14 protein-coding genes are annotated in these 19,714 nt (G+C 35.4%); 13 read left to right on the top strand and 1 reads right to left on the bottom strand.

From position 1 onward, the window contains the following. Positions 1 to 35: 35 nt before the first annotated feature. The 11 genes from HN014_RS13540 (at position 36) to HN014_RS13590 (ending at position 11,999) form a co-directional block, all read left to right on the top strand. Entirely contained in the window at positions 36 to 578 is a 543-nt protein-coding gene (locus HN014_RS13540) for a nucleotide exchange factor GrpE (RefSeq protein ID WP_176029389.1), read from the top strand. Positions 579 to 585: 7 nt separating this feature from the next. Continuing rightward, positions 586 to 1,692 carry a molecular chaperone DnaJ gene (gene dnaJ / locus HN014_RS13545; RefSeq protein ID WP_176029390.1) on the top strand — a complete coding sequence of 369 codons (1,107 nt, stop codon included), beginning with the start codon at positions 586 to 588 and terminating at the stop codon, positions 1,690 to 1,692. A gap of 334 nt (positions 1,693 to 2,026) precedes the next feature. Beyond that, entirely contained in the window at positions 2,027 to 2,959 is a 933-nt protein-coding gene (locus HN014_RS13550; protein ID WP_176029391.1) for an ABC transporter ATP-binding protein, read from the top strand. Next, complete coding sequence (locus HN014_RS13555; protein WP_176029392.1) at positions 2,952 to 4,262, top strand: ABC transporter permease; 1,311 nt, start codon at positions 2,952 to 2,954, stop codon at positions 4,260 to 4,262. Before HN014_RS13550 ends, HN014_RS13555 begins: the two co-directional genes overlap by 8 nt. Position 4,263: 1 nt before the next feature. Next, entirely contained in the window at positions 4,264 to 5,151 is an 888-nt protein-coding gene (locus tag HN014_RS13560; RefSeq protein WP_176029393.1) for a mechanosensitive ion channel family protein, read from the top strand. Positions 5,152 to 5,166: 15 nt separating this feature from the next. Beyond that, complete coding sequence (locus HN014_RS13565) at positions 5,167 to 6,066, top strand: hypothetical protein (protein ID WP_176029394.1); 900 nt, start codon at positions 5,167 to 5,169, stop codon at positions 6,064 to 6,066. Continuing rightward, complete coding sequence (locus HN014_RS13570; protein ID WP_176029395.1) at positions 6,066 to 7,229, top strand: sigma-54 dependent transcriptional regulator; 1,164 nt, start codon at positions 6,066 to 6,068, stop codon at positions 7,227 to 7,229. The genes HN014_RS13565 and HN014_RS13570 overlap by 1 nt, the downstream gene beginning before the upstream one ends. Before the next feature lie 107 nt (positions 7,230 to 7,336). Beyond that, a complete protein-coding gene (locus HN014_RS13575; RefSeq protein ID WP_176029396.1) occupies positions 7,337 to 7,861 on the top strand; it encodes a hypothetical protein in 525 nt (174 codons plus the stop codon). Positions 7,862 to 7,986: 125 nt separating this feature from the next. Further along, positions 7,987 to 8,865, top strand: coding sequence for a PPK2 family polyphosphate kinase (locus HN014_RS13580; protein ID WP_176029397.1), 879 nt, complete (start codon positions 7,987 to 7,989; stop codon positions 8,863 to 8,865). Between the two features lie 113 nt (positions 8,866 to 8,978). Beyond that, a complete protein-coding gene (locus tag HN014_RS13585) occupies positions 8,979 to 10,343 on the top strand; it encodes a M20/M25/M40 family metallo-hydrolase (RefSeq protein ID WP_254884142.1) in 1,365 nt (454 codons plus the stop codon). Positions 10,344 to 10,937: 594 nt separating this feature from the next. After that, on the top strand, positions 10,938 to 11,999 hold the full coding sequence (locus HN014_RS13590) for a bestrophin family protein (protein WP_176029398.1): 1,062 nt from the start codon (positions 10,938 to 10,940) through the stop codon (positions 11,997 to 11,999). Positions 12,000 to 12,117: 118 nt separating this feature from the next. On the opposite strand, the gene HN014_RS13595 is transcribed toward HN014_RS13590, so the two are convergent. Then, entirely contained in the window at positions 12,118 to 14,541 is a 2,424-nt protein-coding gene (locus HN014_RS13595; protein ID WP_176029399.1) for a prolyl oligopeptidase family serine peptidase, read from the bottom strand. 504 nt (positions 14,542 to 15,045) lie between these two features. On the opposite strand from HN014_RS13595, the gene HN014_RS13600 reads away from it, so the two are divergent. Both HN014_RS13600 and HN014_RS13605 read left to right on the top strand, forming a co-directional pair. Next, positions 15,046 to 18,255, top strand: a complete 3,210-nt coding sequence (locus HN014_RS13600) for a SusC/RagA family TonB-linked outer membrane protein (protein ID WP_176029400.1) — start codon at positions 15,046 to 15,048, stop codon at positions 18,253 to 18,255. Positions 18,256 to 18,267: 12 nt separating this feature from the next. After that, on the top strand, positions 18,268 to 19,704 hold the full coding sequence (locus HN014_RS13605) for a SusD/RagB family nutrient-binding outer membrane lipoprotein (protein ID WP_176029401.1): 1,437 nt from the start codon (positions 18,268 to 18,270) through the stop codon (positions 19,702 to 19,704). Positions 19,705 to 19,714 lie beyond the last annotated feature (10 nt).

The raw sequence follows: 19,714 nt of genomic DNA on the forward strand, positions 1-19,714 counted from the left end.
AATAAAGAAAAACTTATAAAAAAGATACGTTTTACATGAGTAAGAAAAATAAAAAAAACGATGATCTAAAAGATCAAGTAGAAGAAGTACTTGATGCGCCTGTTACAGAGAAAGAAAATGAAGAGGTTGATGTAGAAGCACAGCTAAAAGAAGAACTGGAGAAGGAAAAAGATAAGTTTTTGAGACTCTTTGCAGAGTTTGAAAATTATAAAAAACGAACCTCAAAAGAACGTTTAGAGCTTTTTAAAACAGCAAGTCAAGATGTGATACAATCAATGCTACCCGTATTAGACGATTTTGATAGAGCGCAAAAAGAAATCGAAAAATCGGAAGATGAAAACCTGATCAAAGGGGTAGAATTGATTCATAATAAACTCAAAGAAACACTAAAGAGTAAAGGACTTTCAGAAGTAGAAGTTGCTGCTGGTGATACGTTTAATGCAGATGATCATGAAGCGATTACCCAGATTCCTGCACCTAGTGATGATTTGAAAGGGAAAATAGTTGATGTTATTGAAAAAGGATATAAGCTTGGCGATAAAGTCATCCGTTTTCCAAAGGTAGTAACCGGACAATAAGACATTTATGAAAGAAGATTTTTATGACATACTAGGTATTAGTAAGGGAGCTAGTCAGGCAGAAATCAAAAAAGCATATCGTAAAAAAGCAATTGAATATCACCCAGATAAAAATCCGGGAGATGCGACTGCAGAAGAGAAGTTCAAAAAAGCAGCAGAAGCATATGAGATATTAAGTGATCCTGATAAAAAAGCACGTTATGACCAATTTGGTCATCAGGCATTCGAAGGCGGAGGTGGCTTCGGAGGTGGTGGAATGAATATGGATGATATATTCAGTCAGTTTGGAGATATCTTTGGTGGTGGTTTTGGCGGCTTTGGCGGCTTCGGAGGAGGAAGACAACGAACGGCAAAAGGAAGTAATCTTCGTATTCGTGTGAAACTGTCTTTAGAAGATATCGCGAATGGAGTCGATAAAAAGATTAAGGTAAAAAGAAAGGTTAAGGCTCCTGGAACTACATATAAAACATGTAGTACCTGTAATGGTTCAGGACAAGTTACCAGAATTACCAATACGATTTTAGGAAGAATGCAAACGTCCTCTCCATGTAATGTGTGTGGAGGAACCGGACAAATGATCGATAAAAGACCAGCCGATGCAGACGCTCAGGGGTTGAAGATTGTTGAAGAAACCGTAAGTGTAAAAATCCCGCCAGGAGTAGAAGAAGGAATGCAGCTAAAAGTAGCAGGAAAAGGAAATGAAGCACCTGGGAATGGAATTGCAGGAGATCTGCTGGTTGCCATAGAAGAAAAACCTCATGCAGAGTTACAACGAGAAGGAGATAACCTGCATTATGATTTGTATATCAGTTTCTCAGAAGCTGCTCTTGGAGCGTCCAAAGAAATTGATACAGTAAGTGGCAAAGTGAGAATTAAGATAGAAGAAGGAGTTCAGAGTGGAAAAATATTGAGACTTAGAGGAAAAGGAATTCCAAGTATTAATGGATACGGAAGAGGTGATCTATTAGTACATGTCAATGTTTGGACCCCAAGAACCCTGAGCAGAGAACAAAAAGAGTTTTTCGAAAAAATGGCAAAAGATGAACATTTTATGCCAAAACCCGAAAGTGGAGATAAATCCTTTTTTGAGAAAGTAAAAGATATGTTCTCATAAAAACGATATAAAGAAATGAGAGAGGTCGTAATGATTTGATTTCTTTAACATATGGTTAAGAAAAATTTGTATATTTGAGCATCACTAAAAATGTTTAGTGATAATTTTTCTTTTTCATAGCAATTTTTTTCCCATCCTTAGTATTCGTATTCAGGGTGGGTTTTGTTTTTGGTTTATAGGATATTGTACCGAAATAAAATAAGTAGGTAAATAAAAAGTTATGAAGACATTATAATTTTGTAATTATGCAACTGAAAACGCGTGGAACAGAATTTTATTCTTGAAAATTCATCCGTTTTTATTTACTTGAAAAAATAAATTACAACCATTATTTATGACCAATGTATTAGAGGTACAGCACGCAACAAAACGCTTTGGAACTTTTACTGCGCTTAATGACGTGTCCATTCAGGTACCTAAAGGAAGTGTATTCGGCTTATTAGGGCCCAATGGGGCTGGTAAAACTACATTGATACGAATCATTAATCAAATCACATACCCCGATCAGGGAAAGGTTTTTCTGGATGGTCAACCTCTGGAACCACAACATATAAAAGATATAGGGTACCTGCCAGAAGAAAGAGGACTTTATAAATCGATGAAAGTAGGAGAGCAAGCACTGTATTTAGCACAATTAAAAGGGTTGAGTAAAACAGAAGCAAGAGAACGATTAAAGTACTGGTTCGATAAGTTTGAAATTTCACATTGGTGGAATAAAAAAATACAAGAGTTGTCCAAAGGGATGGCGCAAAAAGTTCAGTTTATTGTTACAGTATTACATCGCCCAAAATTGTTGATTTTTGATGAGCCATTTAGTGGTTTTGACCCTATTAATGCTACGGTTATAAAAGATGAGATCTTACAACTCAGGGAAGAAGGTGCTACTATTATTTTTTCTACACATAGAATGGAAAGCGTAGAAGAATTGTGTGATCATATCGCCTTGATTAATAAATCAAAAAAGATATTAGATGGGAAATTGACAGATGTAAAAAGAGCTTATAAATCAAATACCTTTGAAGTGGGGTTGATGACAGATAATGCAGCGGGAATATTAGAGCAAATTAAAAGTAAATTTAAGGTGTCCCCTGCCGATTTTAGAACAATTGATGAGCAACTAAAATTAAATATTACCCTTGGAAAGGAAGATTCTCCGAATGATTTATTAGGGTATTTATCTGGTCAAGCACAGATTTTGCGATTTAATGAAGTAATTCCGGGAGTAAACGAAATATTTATTAAAACAATTACAGAAGAGAATGCATAATTTAAAACTCATTATCAAAAGAGAGTTTATGGCGAGGGTTCGCAACAGGACATTTGTAGTAATGACCTTTTTAAGCCCCCTGATTTTTATTGGTATGATCTCATTGATTACTTGGTTGGCAACGATTAATAATGATGAGATACATAAAATAGCCTTCGTAGATGAAACAGAAATGTTCTCAGCTGATTTAAAAAATGAAGGGAACATAGAATATATTGATTATTCCCATCTGAACTGGAAAGTAGCAAAGGATTCGGTTAAGCAGCAAAAGTTATATGGACTACTGTATATTCCTAAAAAAGAAGGTACTGATCAGTTAGCAACATCTATCCAGTTTTATGCAGAAGAAGCCCCCAGTCCTTCTATATTAAGTAAAATAGAGCAGGTAATATCAGCAAAAATAACAGAACGTAATTATAGAGAAAAAGGACTAAACCTCGATGTTATCAAAAAATCAAAATCAGAAGTTTCTATTCTCGTTGAAGATTTTTCAGGAGAAAAGACTTCAAAAATGGCTAGTTACGTAAAAATGGTTTTTGGAGGCGTTGCCGGATATCTGTTGATGATGTTTATTATTATTTACGGAAATATGGTGATGCGATCTGTTATTGAAGAAAAAGCAAACAGGATTATAGAAATTATTATTTCTTCGGTAAAACCTTTTCATTTGATGTTGGGGAAAATACTAGGGACTTCTTTTGCAGGAGTTTTACAATTTATTATCTGGGTATTTTTAGGAATGATTTTAATGACTGTGGGAACCTTTGTTTTTGGAGTAGATGTAGAACCTGTTCAGTTACAGGAGGTCAATAAAATGATCGCTTCGAATGGAGGTATGATTGATGATATGACGAATATATTTGTGGAAATACAACGATTACCGTTAATAACACTTACGATTTCTTTCCTGATTTATTTTATTGGAGGTTATTTCCTGTATAGTGCTATTTATGCAGCTATTGGAGCAGCTGTAGATAGTGAAACTGACTCTCAGCAATTTATGCTGCCTGTCATATTGCCATTAATGCTGGGAATTTATGTGGGGTTCTTTTCTGTTATAGAAAATCCGCATGGAACGGTATCGACTATATTCTCCATGATTCCGCTGACATCTCCTATCGTAATGTTGATGCGTATACCTTTTGGGGTACCCTGGTGGGAAGTAGTGATATCGATTGTTTTATTATTCGGAAGTATTACCTTTATTACCTGGTTTGCAGCAAAAATATACAGAGTTGGGATTTTGATGTATGGAAAAAAAGCGAGCTATAAAGAACTCTTTAAATGGTTAAAGTATAAATAGGATGCAAGACGATATAACAGCACAAGTTAAAGAAGTGATTCATGAAGATGTTTGGCAAAGCTTACAAAGCTTTTTGAACTATGAAATTTTTCATTTCGGAACCGAAAAATCTCCCATAATATTGACAGTGGGACTGCTGTTATTTGTAATTGTAGTATTTGTCATCACTTCTTTTTGTCTGAAGCTGATCAGAAAACTGGTCACAAGAAAGTTACCCAATGAGAATAAAAAGAAGTTTATTTCTATTTTCTCCTTTACCCGATATTTTATCTATGTGATCGTAATTTTTATCGCATTAGACCTTATTGGGTTTAATATTACCGGAATTTTTGCAGCCTCAGCAGCCTTACTGGTTGGAGTGGGGTTAGCATTACAGACATTGATACAGGATATTATCTCCGGGATATTTATTTTTATAGATCAAAGTGTCAAAGTAGGAGATATTTTCGAAATGGAAGGTACTGTTGGTCGGGTAGAAGAAATTAAGTTGAGGACAACCCGAGCTGTAACGATTGATAACAAGGTGTTAATTATTCCTAATCACTTGTATTTGACTTCTATTCTGTATAATTGGACACAAAATAATGTATATACCAGAGAATCTGTTACTGTTGGAGTAGCATACGGTAGTGATGTCAATTTGGTAAAAGAAGTATTGATAAAAGCCGCATTAACGAGTGATAAAGTTTTAGCAACTCCAGAACCAAGTGTTTTGTTTACTGATTTTGGAGATAGCTCTTTGGAATTCCGACTTATTTTTACAATCAATAATTGTTTTGAAGCAACGATTATAAAAAGTGAAATAAGATTTGCTATTGATCGTTTATTCAAAGAACATAAGATTGATATACCATTCCCTCAAACAGAAGTCACTATTGTCAGGAAATGATGAAATACATAATATATGATCCGACTTTATAAGCTTTATCACTTAGTTGTTTTGCTGTACATATGGAGTAATTCGAATGTACAGGCACAAAGCTTAGAGTTGTTTAATGTAGACTATACCCATGCGCCTCAGCAGACAAATATGGAATATAACCGTATTAAGGTTTTGGGGAGAATACCTGTGAAATTAAAAAAAGAAAATACCTATTTCATACCAGGAGTACGCTATAATTATCATACGCTACAGCTGCAATCTGATGAGGTACTAATGGAGTCTCCACAGAAATTTCATACCATTGCTGTAAATGCATTGTATACAACACCAGTAAAAAACGGATGGGGGTTTACACTGGGAGGAGAAGCAATTGCATCTTCTGATTTTTCCAAAGGGGAAATTACCAATGAGGAGCTGTTTTATACCACCTATTTTTTATTCATTAAGAAAAAAACAGCTGCGAATGAACAACAAACAAGCAAATGGATTTTGGGATTGCATATGACAATTCCTTTTGATGTTTTTGCTCCATTACCTATCATTAGCTACTATAAAAAATTTCATCCTAATTGGTCATATACAGTAGGAACGCCCATTTCTAATCTCTCTTTTTATTGCAAAAAGAAATCTGTTTTGAAAATGTATCTGGGGCTAGATCGATTTTATGCTACCATGCAGCATGTTAATACATTACCAGTCGGAGCAGCTCAACAAGAAAGAATTAACAGTACATCCATGTTCATGGTACTTGGAGCTTTGAGCTATGAGTATTATATTACGGAACACTTATTGTTATATGCAGATGTAGGATATACAATTGATAATGAAATCCGATGGATAAATACAGATCAGGAAAATCTGAAAATACTTTCTGATGAGAATACTGTATATCTAAAAACCGGACTAAAATTTAAGATATAATGGCAAAAATATTAGTAATAGAAGATGAGGCGGCAATCCGAAGAGTATTAGTAAAAATACTGTCGGAAGAAAGCGATAAATATATTGTTTCTGAAGCAGAAGATGGTCTTCTGGGGATTGAAAAGATTAAAGCAGAAGATTTTGACCTGATATTATGTGATATCAAAATGCCTAAAATGGATGGAGTAGAAGTTCTGGAGGCTGTAAAAAAAATAAAGCCCGAAATACCGATGATTATGATTTCGGGGCATGGAGATTTAGATACAGCAGTGAATACGATGAGATTAGGAGCCTTTGATTATATTTCCAAACCACCAGATTTAAACCGTTTGCTCAATACAGTGAGAAATGCAGTAGATAGAAAAGAACTGGTTGCAGAGAATAAAATGCTGAAGAAAAAAGTCTCTAAGAATTATGAGATGATAGGCGATTCCAAAGCAATTACCGATATCAAGGATATGATAGAAAAGGTAGCGGTTACTGATGCCAGAGTACTGATTACCGGACCTAATGGAACAGGGAAGGAACTGGTAGCACATTGGATACATCAAAAAAGTGACCGAAGCAAAGGACCTATGATAGAAGTAAACTGTGCTGCAATTCCAGGAGAACTGATAGAAAGTGAATTATTTGGTCATGTCAAAGGAGCTTTTACTTCTGCTAATAAAGATAGAGCAGGAAAATTCGAAGCAGCGAATGGAGGAACCATTTTCCTGGATGAAATAGGAGATATGAGCCTTTCTGCTCAGGCTAAAGTATTACGAGCCCTGCAGGAAAATAAAATACAGCGAGTAGGAAGTGATAAAGATATCAAGGTAGATGTTCGCATTGTTGCAGCAACCAATAAAGATCTTAAGAAAGAAATTGCAGAAAACAAATTCAGAGAAGATTTATACCACCGATTGGCCGTTATTTTGGTAAAAGTACCAGCCTTAAATGATAGAAGAGAAGATATTCCGCAATTGGTAAATCACTTTGCCAAGAAAATAGCAAAAGAGCAGGGGTCTTCAGTAAAGAAGTTTTCTGATAAAGCTATCAAGAAATTACAGCAATATGATTGGACAGGAAATATACGAGAATTGCGTAATGTGATCGAACGACTAATTATTTTAGGAGGAGCAGAAGTTAGCGAAGAAGATGTTTCTTTGTTTGCCGCAAAGTAGTAATGCTTGCCATTGTATTGCGACTAATAAGAAAATACATCACAAAGGATATAAAAGTTGATCTATACATCTATAGGTGAAATGGTAGTGATGAATGAAATGCCCCAATGAAAAAAGTAATCATTTTTATCTTTGTATTTGGTTTCGTAAGAGGTATCTATGGTCAGTATGATCCAGGAGCTGTTAATTACGGAATCACTGCGATAAAACCAGTAGCATCGCAACAAGGCATTGGAGCTGGAATTCGTGTAGAATATGCTCCGAATTGTTATACTACCTATATGGGAGAACTGGCGCAGGTATTTTCTTTGGATACCGAACAAGAACCTTCAGGTGGGTATCATGAGTTTGGTATAGGAGTAAACTTGATCTTATTTAACTGGTACCCGACAACCATTACGGGAGGAATTGGATATATAGGAAATAACTCCTCATTTTTTCCATCAGTAGAAGATGATGCTTTTTTGGCGTTCAGAACAGGAGATATTAATCATGGTGCACAAATAAAAATAAGAGCATTATACCATTTGAGTACTCCAATTCATGTCTTTGCAGAGTTTAACCTGAAGAGTTTGGGAAGGGAATACGATACCGTACTCCTGGGAATCAGTTATGATTTTAATACCCGATAAGACAAGTCAGCAGGATTGTGCCAAATAAATCATAAAAAAAGAAGCAGTCCTTTGTTATTTTTAGCTTTCTGTTTCCTTCGAGTAAAAACTTTAGTATCTTTCCAAAAGATTCTAATGGATATAGTATGAATAAAATTAATTATAAAGACTTTCAGGCAGTTGATCCTGTTTCTCTATCCGATGTTCCAACCACATATGATTTGGATGCCAGTGAAAAAAAAATAGAGAAAGAATTAGAAGATGTACGAGAAAAACTGGGAAAACTACAAGATACCTTATACGCACATGGTAAATATGCAGTACTGGTATGTCTGCAAGGAATGGATACCGCAGGAAAAGATAGCTTGATACGTGAAGTTTTTAAGGATTTTAATGCACGGGGAATCGTTGTTCATAGCTTTAAAGTACCTACCGAATTAGAATTGGATCACGACTATTTATGGAGACATTATATAGCATTACCAGCAAGGGGTAAGTTTGGGGTTTTTAACCGCACGCATTATGAAAATGTTTTGGTAACCCGGGTGCATCCTGAATATATATTGGGAGAGAATATTCCGGGAATAGATAAGGCCTCTGATATAGATGATGCATTTTGGGAACAAAGATTTGAGCAAATTAGAAATTTTGAAAAGCACATCGCTCAAAATGGAACCTTGATTTATAAGTTTTATTTGCATATTTCTAAAGATGAACAAAAAAACAGACTCTTAAGGAGATTAGAAAAAATGGAAAAGAACTGGAAGTTTTCTGCAGGAGATCTCAAAGAAAGAAAGCTGTGGGATCACTATCAGGAGTATTATCAGGATGCAATTAACAGAACTTCGGTCTCCCATGCGCCATGGTATATCATTCCTGGTGATGATAAACCAACCGCTCGATATATTGTTGCAAGAACCTTATATGATAGCTTAAAAACGTATAAAGATATTGACGAGCCAGAATTGGACCCAGAAACAAAAGCGAATCTGGATTTATATAAAAGACAATTAGAAAGCGAATAAGCAGTCAAAGAAATAATTGCTAATACATACACAATACGAATATGAGAATGATACCAATGCAGCAATCGTTCCTCTCATCTCCGATAAGAATACTACTATTTATCGGAGTATTTATGATTACAACCAAAGGGACAACGCAGAAGACTACTTCTGCGAAACAAGATTCTGTGATAGTAAAGAAAATATACAACGCTTCTCTTTTAGAAGGAAAAAGCTATGAATGGTTAGATTACTTATCCAATCAGATAGGAGGGCGTTTATCCGGTTCATTAAATGCGCAACGTGCGGTAGAATGGGCAGAAAAAGAGCTAAAGGAATTAGGCTTGGATAAAGTGTGGCTACAGTCTGTAATGGTACCAAAATGGACTAGAGGAGTTACTGAATTTGCCTATATAGAAACAGAATTAGGAAAAACGACTAATGTGCCTATTTGTGCATTAGGAGGATCAGTACCTACACCGATTGGAGGGTTAAAGGCTCCTGTAATAGAGGTAAAAGGAATAGAGGAATTAGCAGATTTGGGGACTGAAAAAATCAAAGGAAAAATTGTCTTTTATAACCGTCCTATGCAGGCAGAGCTGATTCAAACATTTCAGGCATATGGAGGATGTGTGGATCAACGATATGCCGGTGCAAAAGAAGCCGCCAAGTTTGGAGCTGTGGGAGTGATTGTACGTTCAATGAATTTAAGACAAGATGATTATCCACATACAGGAGCGATGAGTTATGGTGATTTATCCAATTCAGAAAAAATTCCGGCAGCAGCTATTAGTACAAATGGAGCCGACTTATTAAGTGCCATGCTGAAATTAAATCCGCAAATTAAGTTTAATTTTAATATGAATTGTCGTTTGTGGAAAGATGTAGAATCATTTAATGTGATTGGTGAAATAAAAGGAACAACATACCCGAATGAATATATGGTGGTAGGAGGTCATTTAGACTCATGGGATTTAGGAGATGGTTCTCATGATGATGGGGCAGGAATTGTTCAATCGATGGAGGTGTTACGACTGTTTAAGAAAATTGGGTATAAACCCAAACGATCAATACGGGTTGTATTATTTATGAATGAGGAAAATGGATTACGAGGAGGAAAAAAATATGCGAAAGTGGCAAAAGAAAAAGGAGAGAATCACGTCTTTGCCTTAGAAAGTGATGCAGGAGGTTTTACACCAAGAGGGTTTTCCTTTGATTGTGATGAAGCAAATTTACAACAGATACAATCCTGGAAACCGCTATTTGCACCGTATTTGATTCATTATTTCGAAAAAGGAGGAAGTGGAGCAGATATCGGTCCTCTCAAAAAAGAAAAAGGAATTGTATTGGCAGGATTACGACCAGATTCTCAGCGGTATTTTGACTACCACCATGCAGCAAATGACACATTTGATGCCGTAAATAAAAGAGAACTTGAACTAGGGGCAGCCACTATGACTAGTCTGATGTATCTAATGGATACCTATGGGATTAAGTAACTCCTGTTTTTAGTAACGATATCATAGAAGAGAATGCTTATAAAGTATTCTCTTTTTTGTTTTGGAAAAACAGCATTAAATAAAAAAGTGAGATCGTTTATTGAATCTCACTTTTATGTAATAACCTGTAATTCCTTGGGGAATAGAATGCGATATGTTTCTTTCATGATCTATCTGTGAATCGCATAGCTACATGATGCAGGAAGTTCTTTTAAAAAATTAATAAAAGGTTTAAAATTAAATCTGAATACGTTGTTTAAAAATTTCATGTTTTCTTGTTTTTAGTATTATTACTTATTGTGATCATACTATAAACAATTGCTGTGCCAAAAAATAAAAATGAATACAAGTTGTTGATATATAGATGCTTGTTTTTTTGTTTGAAAATGTTCCTGAATTCAGAAAAGATATTGCTGGAGAAATTAAAAACAGCGTTCCTAGCTATTCTTGAGATAGGAAATATCAAAAGCTTTATATGTGATATATTATATACTGATAGAGGTAATGTTTAGATTATCAGATAGAGAGGAGATAATAAGAGTCTGTTTTTTTGTTAAAAAAGAGTACATTTAAGCATATCTAAAATATGTAAATATGCTTACGAAAGCTCGTTATTCAGTAAAAGATATGCTCCAGTGGACCCGATGGGAGCTTATCGGATTTATTATTTTTTCCTCGATCATAACCGTATTACATCAGCTATTTGATTTTACTTTTTTTAAAATTCCATGGACGCCGGTTGCTGTTGTTGGTACAGCTGTAGCTTTTATCATCGGATTCCAAAATAACGCTGCCTATGGAAGAATCTGGGAAGCTAGAAAAATATGGGGAGGTATAGTAAATACCTCACGTAGCTGGGGAATGAAAACAAAAGACATGATCACTAATGAGTATACAGAAGAAAAGGTTCCTGAAGAACGGTTAATACAGGAAAGGAAAACAATGGTGTATCGTCATATAGCATGGCTTACAGCATTACGTCATGCTATGAGAAGTCCAAAAAAATGGGAAGTTTTTGAATATCATAGAACCAATAGAGAATGGTCAAAAATGATGCATATTCCTGAGCGCGATATTAGCCTGGAAGAAGCAATATCTCCATATCTGAGTAAAGAAGAACAAGCTTATATTTTACAAAAAAATAATAAAGCCGCAGCAATTTTGTATTTGCAATCAGGTCATTTAAGACAGTTAAAAGAACAAAAATTACTCTGGGAATTTTCATTTTTGGATTTAGAAAATGTATTACAAGAGTTATTTACCCTTCAGGGAAAATCCGAGAGGATTAAAAATTTTCCATATCCGAGGCAATACGCGACTCTATCTCATTACTTTGTATTAATCTTTGTGATACTATTGCCTTTTGCGATTATTCCTGAATTCTCTGGGATAGGAGACAAAATAGCAACAAAATATCCAATAATAGGATTCAATTTTGTATGGCTCGCAGTTCCTTTTTATACGATTGTATCCTGGATTTTCCATACGATGCAACGAATAGGAACGGTAGGAGAAAATCCATTCGAAGGGTCTGCTAATGATGTCCCTATTTCTACAATTTCCCGGGGAATAGAAATTGATCTCAGACAGTTGTTAGATGAAGAAGTTGATCAAATCCCAAAGCAGTTTAAAGAACAATTTGATGTACAGATGTAATAATAGAAGTAAAAAGGCAAACACTAAGTTTGCCTTTTTACTTGATCATCGCGACCTGAATAGTTTCGAGGTGTATCTCAAAACGTAATCAATGCTCGCGTATGTATTTTGATGATATTTATTGACCTACAGGCTTATTTTTTACATGTTCTTCCAACCACTGATCTTGCTCCCAGAGTAAGTGTAAGATACTTTCTTTAGCTCTGTATCCGTGACTTTCTTTAGGAAGCATAACAAGTCGCACTTTAGCACCTAGTCCTTTTAGAGCATTGAAATAACGTTCGCTTTGCATGGGGTAAGTCCCTGAGTTATTATCTTGTTCTCCATGAATTAATAATAGCGGATATTTCATTTTATCAGCGTGCATAAAAGGAGACATTGTGTAGTAGACATTAGGAGCTTCCCAATAATTTCTTTCTTCACTTTGGAACCCAAAAGGAGTAAGTGTTCTGTTGTAAGCTCCACTTCTGGCAATTCCTGCAGCAAATAAATCTGAATGAGAAAGCAAATTAGCAACCATAAAAGCACCATAACTATGACCTCCTACAGCAACTCTTTTTCGATCAATATACCCTAACTTATCAACAGCATCAATAGCAGCTTTGGCATTTGCTACTAATTGTTTTCTAAAAGAATCATTAGGTTCCGTATCTCCTTCTCCAATAATAGGAAAAGAAGTTTCGTCTAAAACCACATATCCTCTGGTGACCCAATAAATCATAGACCCATAATGAGGGTATGTAAACTTATTAGGGTTTTTAGTGCTTTGACCGGCAGATGATTTATCCTTAAATTCTCTTGGATAAGCCCACATAATCATGGGTTTTTTCTCCTTTTTTTGAGTATCGTATCCAACCGGTAAGTATAAAGTACCGGATAATTCAACTCCGTCTTCTCTTTTGTATTTAATAACTTCTTTATGAATATTCTGAATACTTTTAAACGGGTTTTCAAAATGAGTCAATTGCGATATCTGGTCTTTATTGATGTGTTTGAAATAATAATTAGGATATTCATTAGGAGATTCAATACGTACCAAAAGCTCTTTTTTCTCAGGAGTATAATCCCTGATATCTTCTATTTTATTGACAAAAGAGGATTGATAAACCCGTTCCTTTTTATTTGTTTTTAAATCAATACGATCTAAAAAAGGAAATTGTCCTTTATCACTATACCCATCTCCAATTAAAAATGCTGCATTGTTATCTAATACCAGACTTTCTGCTCCGAACTGGTTTCTTTTCATCAAAAACTTACCCGGGTCACTGTATTGATCCTGGTAATTTCTATCTTCAATTAAAACAGGTTTTGCACGATTGTCTCCTGGATTGAATATATATGACTTTATGTTTCTGGTATTCCACCAAAAATCATGAGCAACTGCAAATTGATCATTTCCCCATTCGATATAAGAGTAACGGTTTTTGGTTTTTAGTAAGGATACCGGATCTTTTGTGAAAGGAGCATCTAATTGAAAAACTTCATCCCGGTATGTCACGTTGTTTTTTGGGTCTCCTTGATCTAGTGCTTCTGCATAAATTAAGGAAGCAGGTTTGTCCTTTCTCCAGGAAAAACTTCTTTTTCCTTTTCTGGCAGCCATAAAACCTTGTGGTAAATCTTCGATCAGAGGTACAGAAACAACGGTTTTTACCTTTTTACCTTCTTTTGTGTAAACAGTAGTGGTAGAAGGAAAGCGTCTGTATGGGACTAAATAAGAAAAAGGTTTTTCTATAATATTTATCAATACATATTCTCCGTCAGGGGAGAACCGTATAGAGCGGTACATAGAGGTATCAAGCCATTTTTCTTTTTTCCCATCTAGCGAAACTTTGTACAAATCAGAAATTGCTAATTGCTCGAAATTGTGTTCGTCATTTTTGTTTTTTAACAAGTCTTGATACGTTCTGTTTTGCGCTTTTTTTCCATGATTTACTGAGATGGTTGGTCCCGAAGGAATTGCACTTTTGGGATCGATAAGTGCTTTTCTTTGTTCAGGAATCATTTTGACCAACATAGCCGTACCGTCTTTAAACCATTGAACAGGACTATATAAATTAGCATTTATAGTAGCAGGAGTTAATTTTTTGGCAGTGGCTGTAGCGACATCGAGAATCCATAATTCTACTCCGGTAGTGGAAGTGTGCGTAAAAGAAATTTTACTTTGATCTGGAGACCATGAAAAATTAGTAAGCCTAGGATGTTTAGGAAGCCCTTTAATTTCTTTAGCATCCTCTTTTTGTTTGATATTCTGAATCTGAATTTTGTTATAATAGCGTTGTCTGCTGCCGATATTTGTTTTGGGGTTTATTCGAAGCCCTCCTAGCCTTAGCTCAGTTTGTGATAATTCCTCTATTGATTTATATGCATTTCTGGATAATAGTATAAGTAGTTCTTTTTTATCATCAAGTAATACCCTGGGAGCTACTTGTACATCAACTAATTTCAGAATTTCATCAGGAGGTTTTTGATACGAAATGTTTTCTTGAGCTTTGACATAAAAAACCGATATTAACAGTAGTGTCAGACATACTATTTGTTTCATATATAAAATGTTTGTGTGAGATACATCAGCAGAATATAAATATCCGATCCGATATTCTTTTTTTTAATGATTTACTATACAGGAGCTACGTCTCCTAACTTTTCAGGAAATTAAAACAATTGAGAGTGTACAATCAGATAAAAATCTTTTGATAAGTAAGTATATAATTAGAAAAAGTAATAAGTGACATGATGTATCTTTTGGTTATTTGGTATTTGTTATATGATAATTCTACTAATATACTATTTATTTTATGAGTATGTATAAAACAAGTGGAGATTCTATACGATAAAATATCCTTAAAAGGATGAAACAGTATCTCAAAGAAATAAGTGTTTATCCTTCTCAAAAAAAGAAAAAACTTCTGATAATATTAATAACGTTAGGTTAACGATTTATCGTCTTTATCATAAAGATTAAATAATGATAAAGTTTTACTAATAATAAAAAATATAATCAATTTTGACTTGTTAATTTATTATTAGTAAAATATATACGTCGCGCATGAAAAGTTCACTAACAATCTTTTCCGTCTTATTTTACTTTTTTACCTCGATAGTCAGCAGTCAGGATTCAGGTATTAAAGGAATGGTTACAGACGGTCAAATTCCATTACCCGGAGCCACTATTACTCTTCAGGGAAAACAAGAAGGTGTCGTCACTGACTTTGATGGGAATTTTGAAATAACAGGATTAAAATCAGGTCAATATCAACTGGTTATTAGTTATATCGGTTTTGAAGAAAAAATGATTACAGTAGTTTTAAAAACGAATGAAATCAAAGAGCTGCAAGAGATCAAATTAGTTCCTTCTGAAGAAGCATTAGACGAAGTGGTTGTTACTGCTTTGGGAATTAAAAAAGAAAAAAAACGGATAGGGTATGCTGTACAGGAAGTAGAGGGGGATCAAATAGCAACCGCCAAAGAAGCAAACCTTACCAATGCATTAGCAGGTCGTGTTGCCGGAGTGCAAATTACAGGTGGAGGATCAGGAGTAGGGAGTACCTCTTTAATTACAATACGAGGAGAAGGGTCTCTAATCCCGGGAAATAATTCTCCTTTGTTTGTTGTAGATGGAATTCCTGTTACGAATAGAACAGTAAGTAATAGAGCAGAAGGGAATCTAGAAACAGATTACGGGAATGGAGCTCAGGATATTAACTCAGATGATATTCAATCAATATCAGTACTAAAAGGACCCAGTGCTACCGCATTATATGGATCGAGAGGGTTAAATGGAGTGGTACTAATTACAACTAAGTCAGGTCAGAACAGTAAAGGACTGGGAGTTAGTTTTAGTCAGAATATCACTTTTGAATCTCCTATCAGAATTCCTAAATATCAAAATGAATATGGTCAGGGAGCCAATGGGGAGTTTTCCTTTTTAGATGGTTTTGGAGGAGGAGTGAATGATAATATTGATGAGAGTTGGGGACCAGTATTAAATGGACAGTTAATTGCACAGCACAATAGCCCTACGACAAGTGGGTTTAGAGCTGGAGATTTTGCAGCCAGACCCAAAAATCCAGATGGGAGTTTTGCAGATGAGGTTATTCCAACTCCCTGGCGAAAAAACAGGAATAATATTAAGGACTTTTTTAGAACAGGAGTCACCAGAACTACGAATGTTTCTTTGACAGGAGGAAACGAAAAAGGAACAATGAGAGTATCTGTTACTGATTTGGATAGTGAAGGAATTTTACCCAATACAGATTATAGAAGGAGAACATATGCTTTTAATGGAGGATATAACTTATCGAAATGGTTAAAAATATCATCCTCCATAAACTACATTAATAGTGGTAGTGATAATCGTCCAAACAATTCATATGGAACCGAGAATATTATGTACCTATGGGCGTGGTTTGGTCGTCAGATAGATATGAATTCACTCAGAAATTACTGGCAACCGGGATTTGAAGGCATACAGCAGTTTAATTATAACTATAACTGGCATGATAATCCATATTTTACCTTATATGAAAATACCAATGGATTTGATAAACATCGCATATTTGGTAATGTCAGAGCAGATATACAGATAACACCAGAACTATCTTTAATGCTGCGTTCGGGAATAGATTATTTTGATGAACTGAGAACAAGCCGAAGAGCCTACAGTACGCAACGATTCGCAAAAGGACAATACAGAGAAGATGATATTTACTTTAAAGAACAAAACACGGACTTTCTTCTTAGGTATTCTAAAGCATTAACAGAAAATGTAGGATTGGAGCTATCAGCAGGAGGGAATATCAGAGAAGAAGAGAATCGTTATAAACGAATTAGTGCCAATTCATTATCAATTCCCGGGATTTATAATTTCGAAAATGCTGCAGAACCATTGGCTAAAACACAATTTAATGATCGTAGAAAGGTGAGCTCTCTCTATACGTTTGCCAATTTTTCATACAAAGATTTTTTGTTTTTAGACCTTACCGGAAGAAATGATTGGTCGAGTACACTTCCTGAGGGTAATAACTCTTATTTCTACCCCTCAGTAGGCGTCAGTGCGATTGTATCTGATATGATGGCATTACCTGAATTGTTTTCATTTGTAAAACTGAGAGGAGGATGGGCAATAGTAGGGAACGATACAGATCCGTATGCCCTGAGAAATACATTTTCGTTTAATGAACCTTTTGGGAACCATCAGCGGGTAAGTGCATCTACTGTTTTAAAAAATGAAAACCTAAAACCAGAAGAGGCAGCATCTATAGAAGTAGGAACTGATATCCGTTTTTTTCAAAATAGATTGGGAATAGATCTTACCTATTATAAAGCTACAGTCAAAAACCAGATATTAACACTTCCGGTTTCTAATACATCAGGATTTAATTCCAGAATTATTAATGCTGGGGAAATAGAAAACTCAGGATTAGAAATTGTATTGAATGCAAAACCAGTAAAGATAAAGGGTGGATTAACATGGGATACCACCGTAAATTTTACCACAGCCAGAAGCGAAGTAAAATCATTAATCGATGGATTAGATACCTATGAAATCTCATCTAATTATGTGAATGTATTAGCCAAAGTCGGAGGAAGAATGGGAGATATTTATGGAACGGGGCTGGTGACAGTAGATGACCCGAATAGTCCATATCACGGACAGGTGGTGCATAACGAAGATGGTTTCTCGCTGAGGGATCCGGAATTAAAAAAATTAGGGAATTATAATCCAGATTTCACTGTAGGGTGGCAAAATAACTTTAGTTATAAAGGATTTAATGTTGGTTTTCTATTTGATTGGAGACAGGGAGGGGTTGTAAATTCCCGTACAGTACTGATCGGAGGAACTTCTGGAATGATGGATTTTACGGCAGTAGGAAGAGAAACAGGAATTATATCAGAAGGAGTAATTCAAAATACAGATGGAAGTTACAGACCCAATGATGTGGTTCTTTCCGGAAGAGATTTTTATTGGTGGAAATATAATAGGGGAAATGAAGCAGTAGGAATGTTTGATGCTTCTTTCTTAAAACTTAGAGAAGTACGATTAGGGTATACATTTCCTAAAAAAATATTGAAGCGAACATTTGTCAGAAGTCTTTCCTTATCTCTGGTAGGAAGAAATTTAGCCTTGTGGACAGAGAATCCTCATTTTGATCCGGAAACAATTTCTTTTAATGGAGGAACCATTGTTCCGGGAGTAGAGGATATGGCACTTCCTAGTTCCAGAAGTTATGGTTTACATCTTAATGTCACGTTTTAAAAAAAAGAAAAAATGAGAAATAATATAGTTTGTACAGTTTTGATACTATTAACGATCGTATCCTGTACTCGTGATTTTGAAGAAATTAATACAAATCCCAATCAACCCGAAGCAGTTGGTGCCGATTTATTATTAGCTACAGTGATATCAACAGTAGCTAACGAAGCAGCAACATCTGGATGGGGAAGAGGAAATGTAGTAAGTCAGTTGACAGCCAAAATTAATTTTACAGGTTTTGATAGGTACGAATGGGGGGCAGAATCTGGATTATGGAATACCTATTATGGGATATTACCGGAAATAGATCTTATTTTGACGTCATCTCAACGAGAAGAAACCAAAAATACCAGTTATGAAGGGATTGCTTTGCTCTTGAGGTCTTATGTGTTTTCTATTCTTACCGATAATTGGGGAAATATTCCGTTTTCAGAAGCAATTCGGGGAACTGAGAATAATTTTACGCCCAAATATGATACACAAGAAGCAATCTATACTGCATTATTAAAGGACTTAAAAAAAGCAGTAGCTTTATTGGAAGAAAAACAACCCATTTTAGGAGGAGATATGCTATATGATGGCGATATGGATAAGTGGGTGAGGTTTGGTAATTCATTGCGATTGCGATATTTGCTAAGAGTCTCTAATAAAAAAGATGTCGCAGCGGAAATACAAGCTATTTTTTCTTCTGGAAAATATATAAGCACGAATGAAGAAAATGCGGTCATGAATTATCCGGGAAGTACTCAGATTGATTCCTGGCCAATCAGTACTTCGAGAATCGGTAGTTTTGATGAATATAGATTGAGTAAGACCAGTGAGCAAGTTTTAAAACAATTTGAAGATGAACGATTATCAGCTTGGTTTCAACCTACAGATAATCCCACGGATGCACCTTCTTTATTGGTAGGTTTGCCTAATGGGTTGAGTGAGGATAATGCTTCTAATTATAATGGAGGAGCCAGTAATGTATCTCGTATAAATCAAGCGTATTTTTTTGATGCTCCTGATAAGGTGAAAGCAGCGATTATACAAGCTGCGGAGGTACAATTTATTTTGGCAGAGGCGGCACAGAAAGGATGGATTACGGCAGATGCAAAAACGCTCTATGAAACCGGAGTAAGATTGTCTTTCGAGTATTGGGAAGTACCTCAGGATATAGATGCTTATTTAGCGCAGACAGGGGTTGCTTTTGATGATACACTGGAAATTATCCTAACTCAGAAATGGCTAGCCTCTTTTTTAGTCGGGTTTGAAGGTTGGTATGATTACAGAAGAACTGGTTTTCCTACTTTTATAACTCCCGGACCCGATAATGTTAATGATGATGTTGTCCCTGTTCGCTTTTTATATCCCGATAGTGAACAAACATTGAATAAAGAGAATTATGATCAAGTAGTTTCTGATATAGGAGGAAATACGATCAATATAAAAGCTTGGTGGGAACAATAATAATCGATCA

This window comes from Aquimarina sp. TRL1 (assembly GCF_013365535.1).
In the GTDB taxonomy this organism is placed as follows: domain Bacteria; phylum Bacteroidota; class Bacteroidia; order Flavobacteriales; family Flavobacteriaceae; genus Aquimarina; species Aquimarina hainanensis.

What these genes read in the sequence shown, in the direction of transcription:
- HN014_RS13555 (WP_176029392.1), top strand. Translation starts at nt 2,952, where the DNA reads ATGCATAATTTAAAACTCATTATCAAAAGAGAGTTTATGGCGAGGGTT.
- HN014_RS13560 (WP_176029393.1), top strand. Translation starts at nt 4,264, where the DNA reads ATGCAAGACGATATAACAGCACAAGTTAAAGAAGTGATTCATGAAGAT.
- HN014_RS13550 (WP_176029391.1), top strand. Translation starts at nt 2,027, where the DNA reads ATGACCAATGTATTAGAGGTACAGCACGCAACAAAACGCTTTGGAACT.
- HN014_RS13605 (WP_176029401.1), top strand. Translation starts at nt 18,268, where the DNA reads ATGAGAAATAATATAGTTTGTACAGTTTTGATACTATTAACGATCGTA.
- HN014_RS13585 (WP_254884142.1), top strand. Translation starts at nt 8,979, where the DNA reads ATGATTACAACCAAAGGGACAACGCAGAAGACTACTTCTGCGAAACAA.
- HN014_RS13575 (WP_176029396.1), top strand. Translation starts at nt 7,337, where the DNA reads ATGAAAAAAGTAATCATTTTTATCTTTGTATTTGGTTTCGTAAGAGGT.
- HN014_RS13600 (WP_176029400.1), top strand. Translation starts at nt 15,046, where the DNA reads ATGAAAAGTTCACTAACAATCTTTTCCGTCTTATTTTACTTTTTTACC.
- HN014_RS13540 (WP_176029389.1), top strand. Translation starts at nt 36, where the DNA reads ATGAGTAAGAAAAATAAAAAAAACGATGATCTAAAAGATCAAGTAGAA.
- HN014_RS13565 (WP_176029394.1), top strand. Translation starts at nt 5,167, where the DNA reads ATGATCCGACTTTATAAGCTTTATCACTTAGTTGTTTTGCTGTACATA.
- HN014_RS13590 (WP_176029398.1), top strand. Translation starts at nt 10,938, where the DNA reads ATGCTTACGAAAGCTCGTTATTCAGTAAAAGATATGCTCCAGTGGACC.
- dnaJ (WP_176029390.1), top strand. Translation starts at nt 586, where the DNA reads ATGAAAGAAGATTTTTATGACATACTAGGTATTAGTAAGGGAGCTAGT.
- HN014_RS13595 (WP_176029399.1), bottom strand. Translation starts at nt 14,541, where the DNA reads ATGAAACAAATAGTATGTCTGACACTACTGTTAATATCGGTTTTTTAT.
- HN014_RS13570 (WP_176029395.1), top strand. Translation starts at nt 6,066, where the DNA reads ATGGCAAAAATATTAGTAATAGAAGATGAGGCGGCAATCCGAAGAGTA.
- HN014_RS13580 (WP_176029397.1), top strand. Translation starts at nt 7,987, where the DNA reads ATGAATAAAATTAATTATAAAGACTTTCAGGCAGTTGATCCTGTTTCT.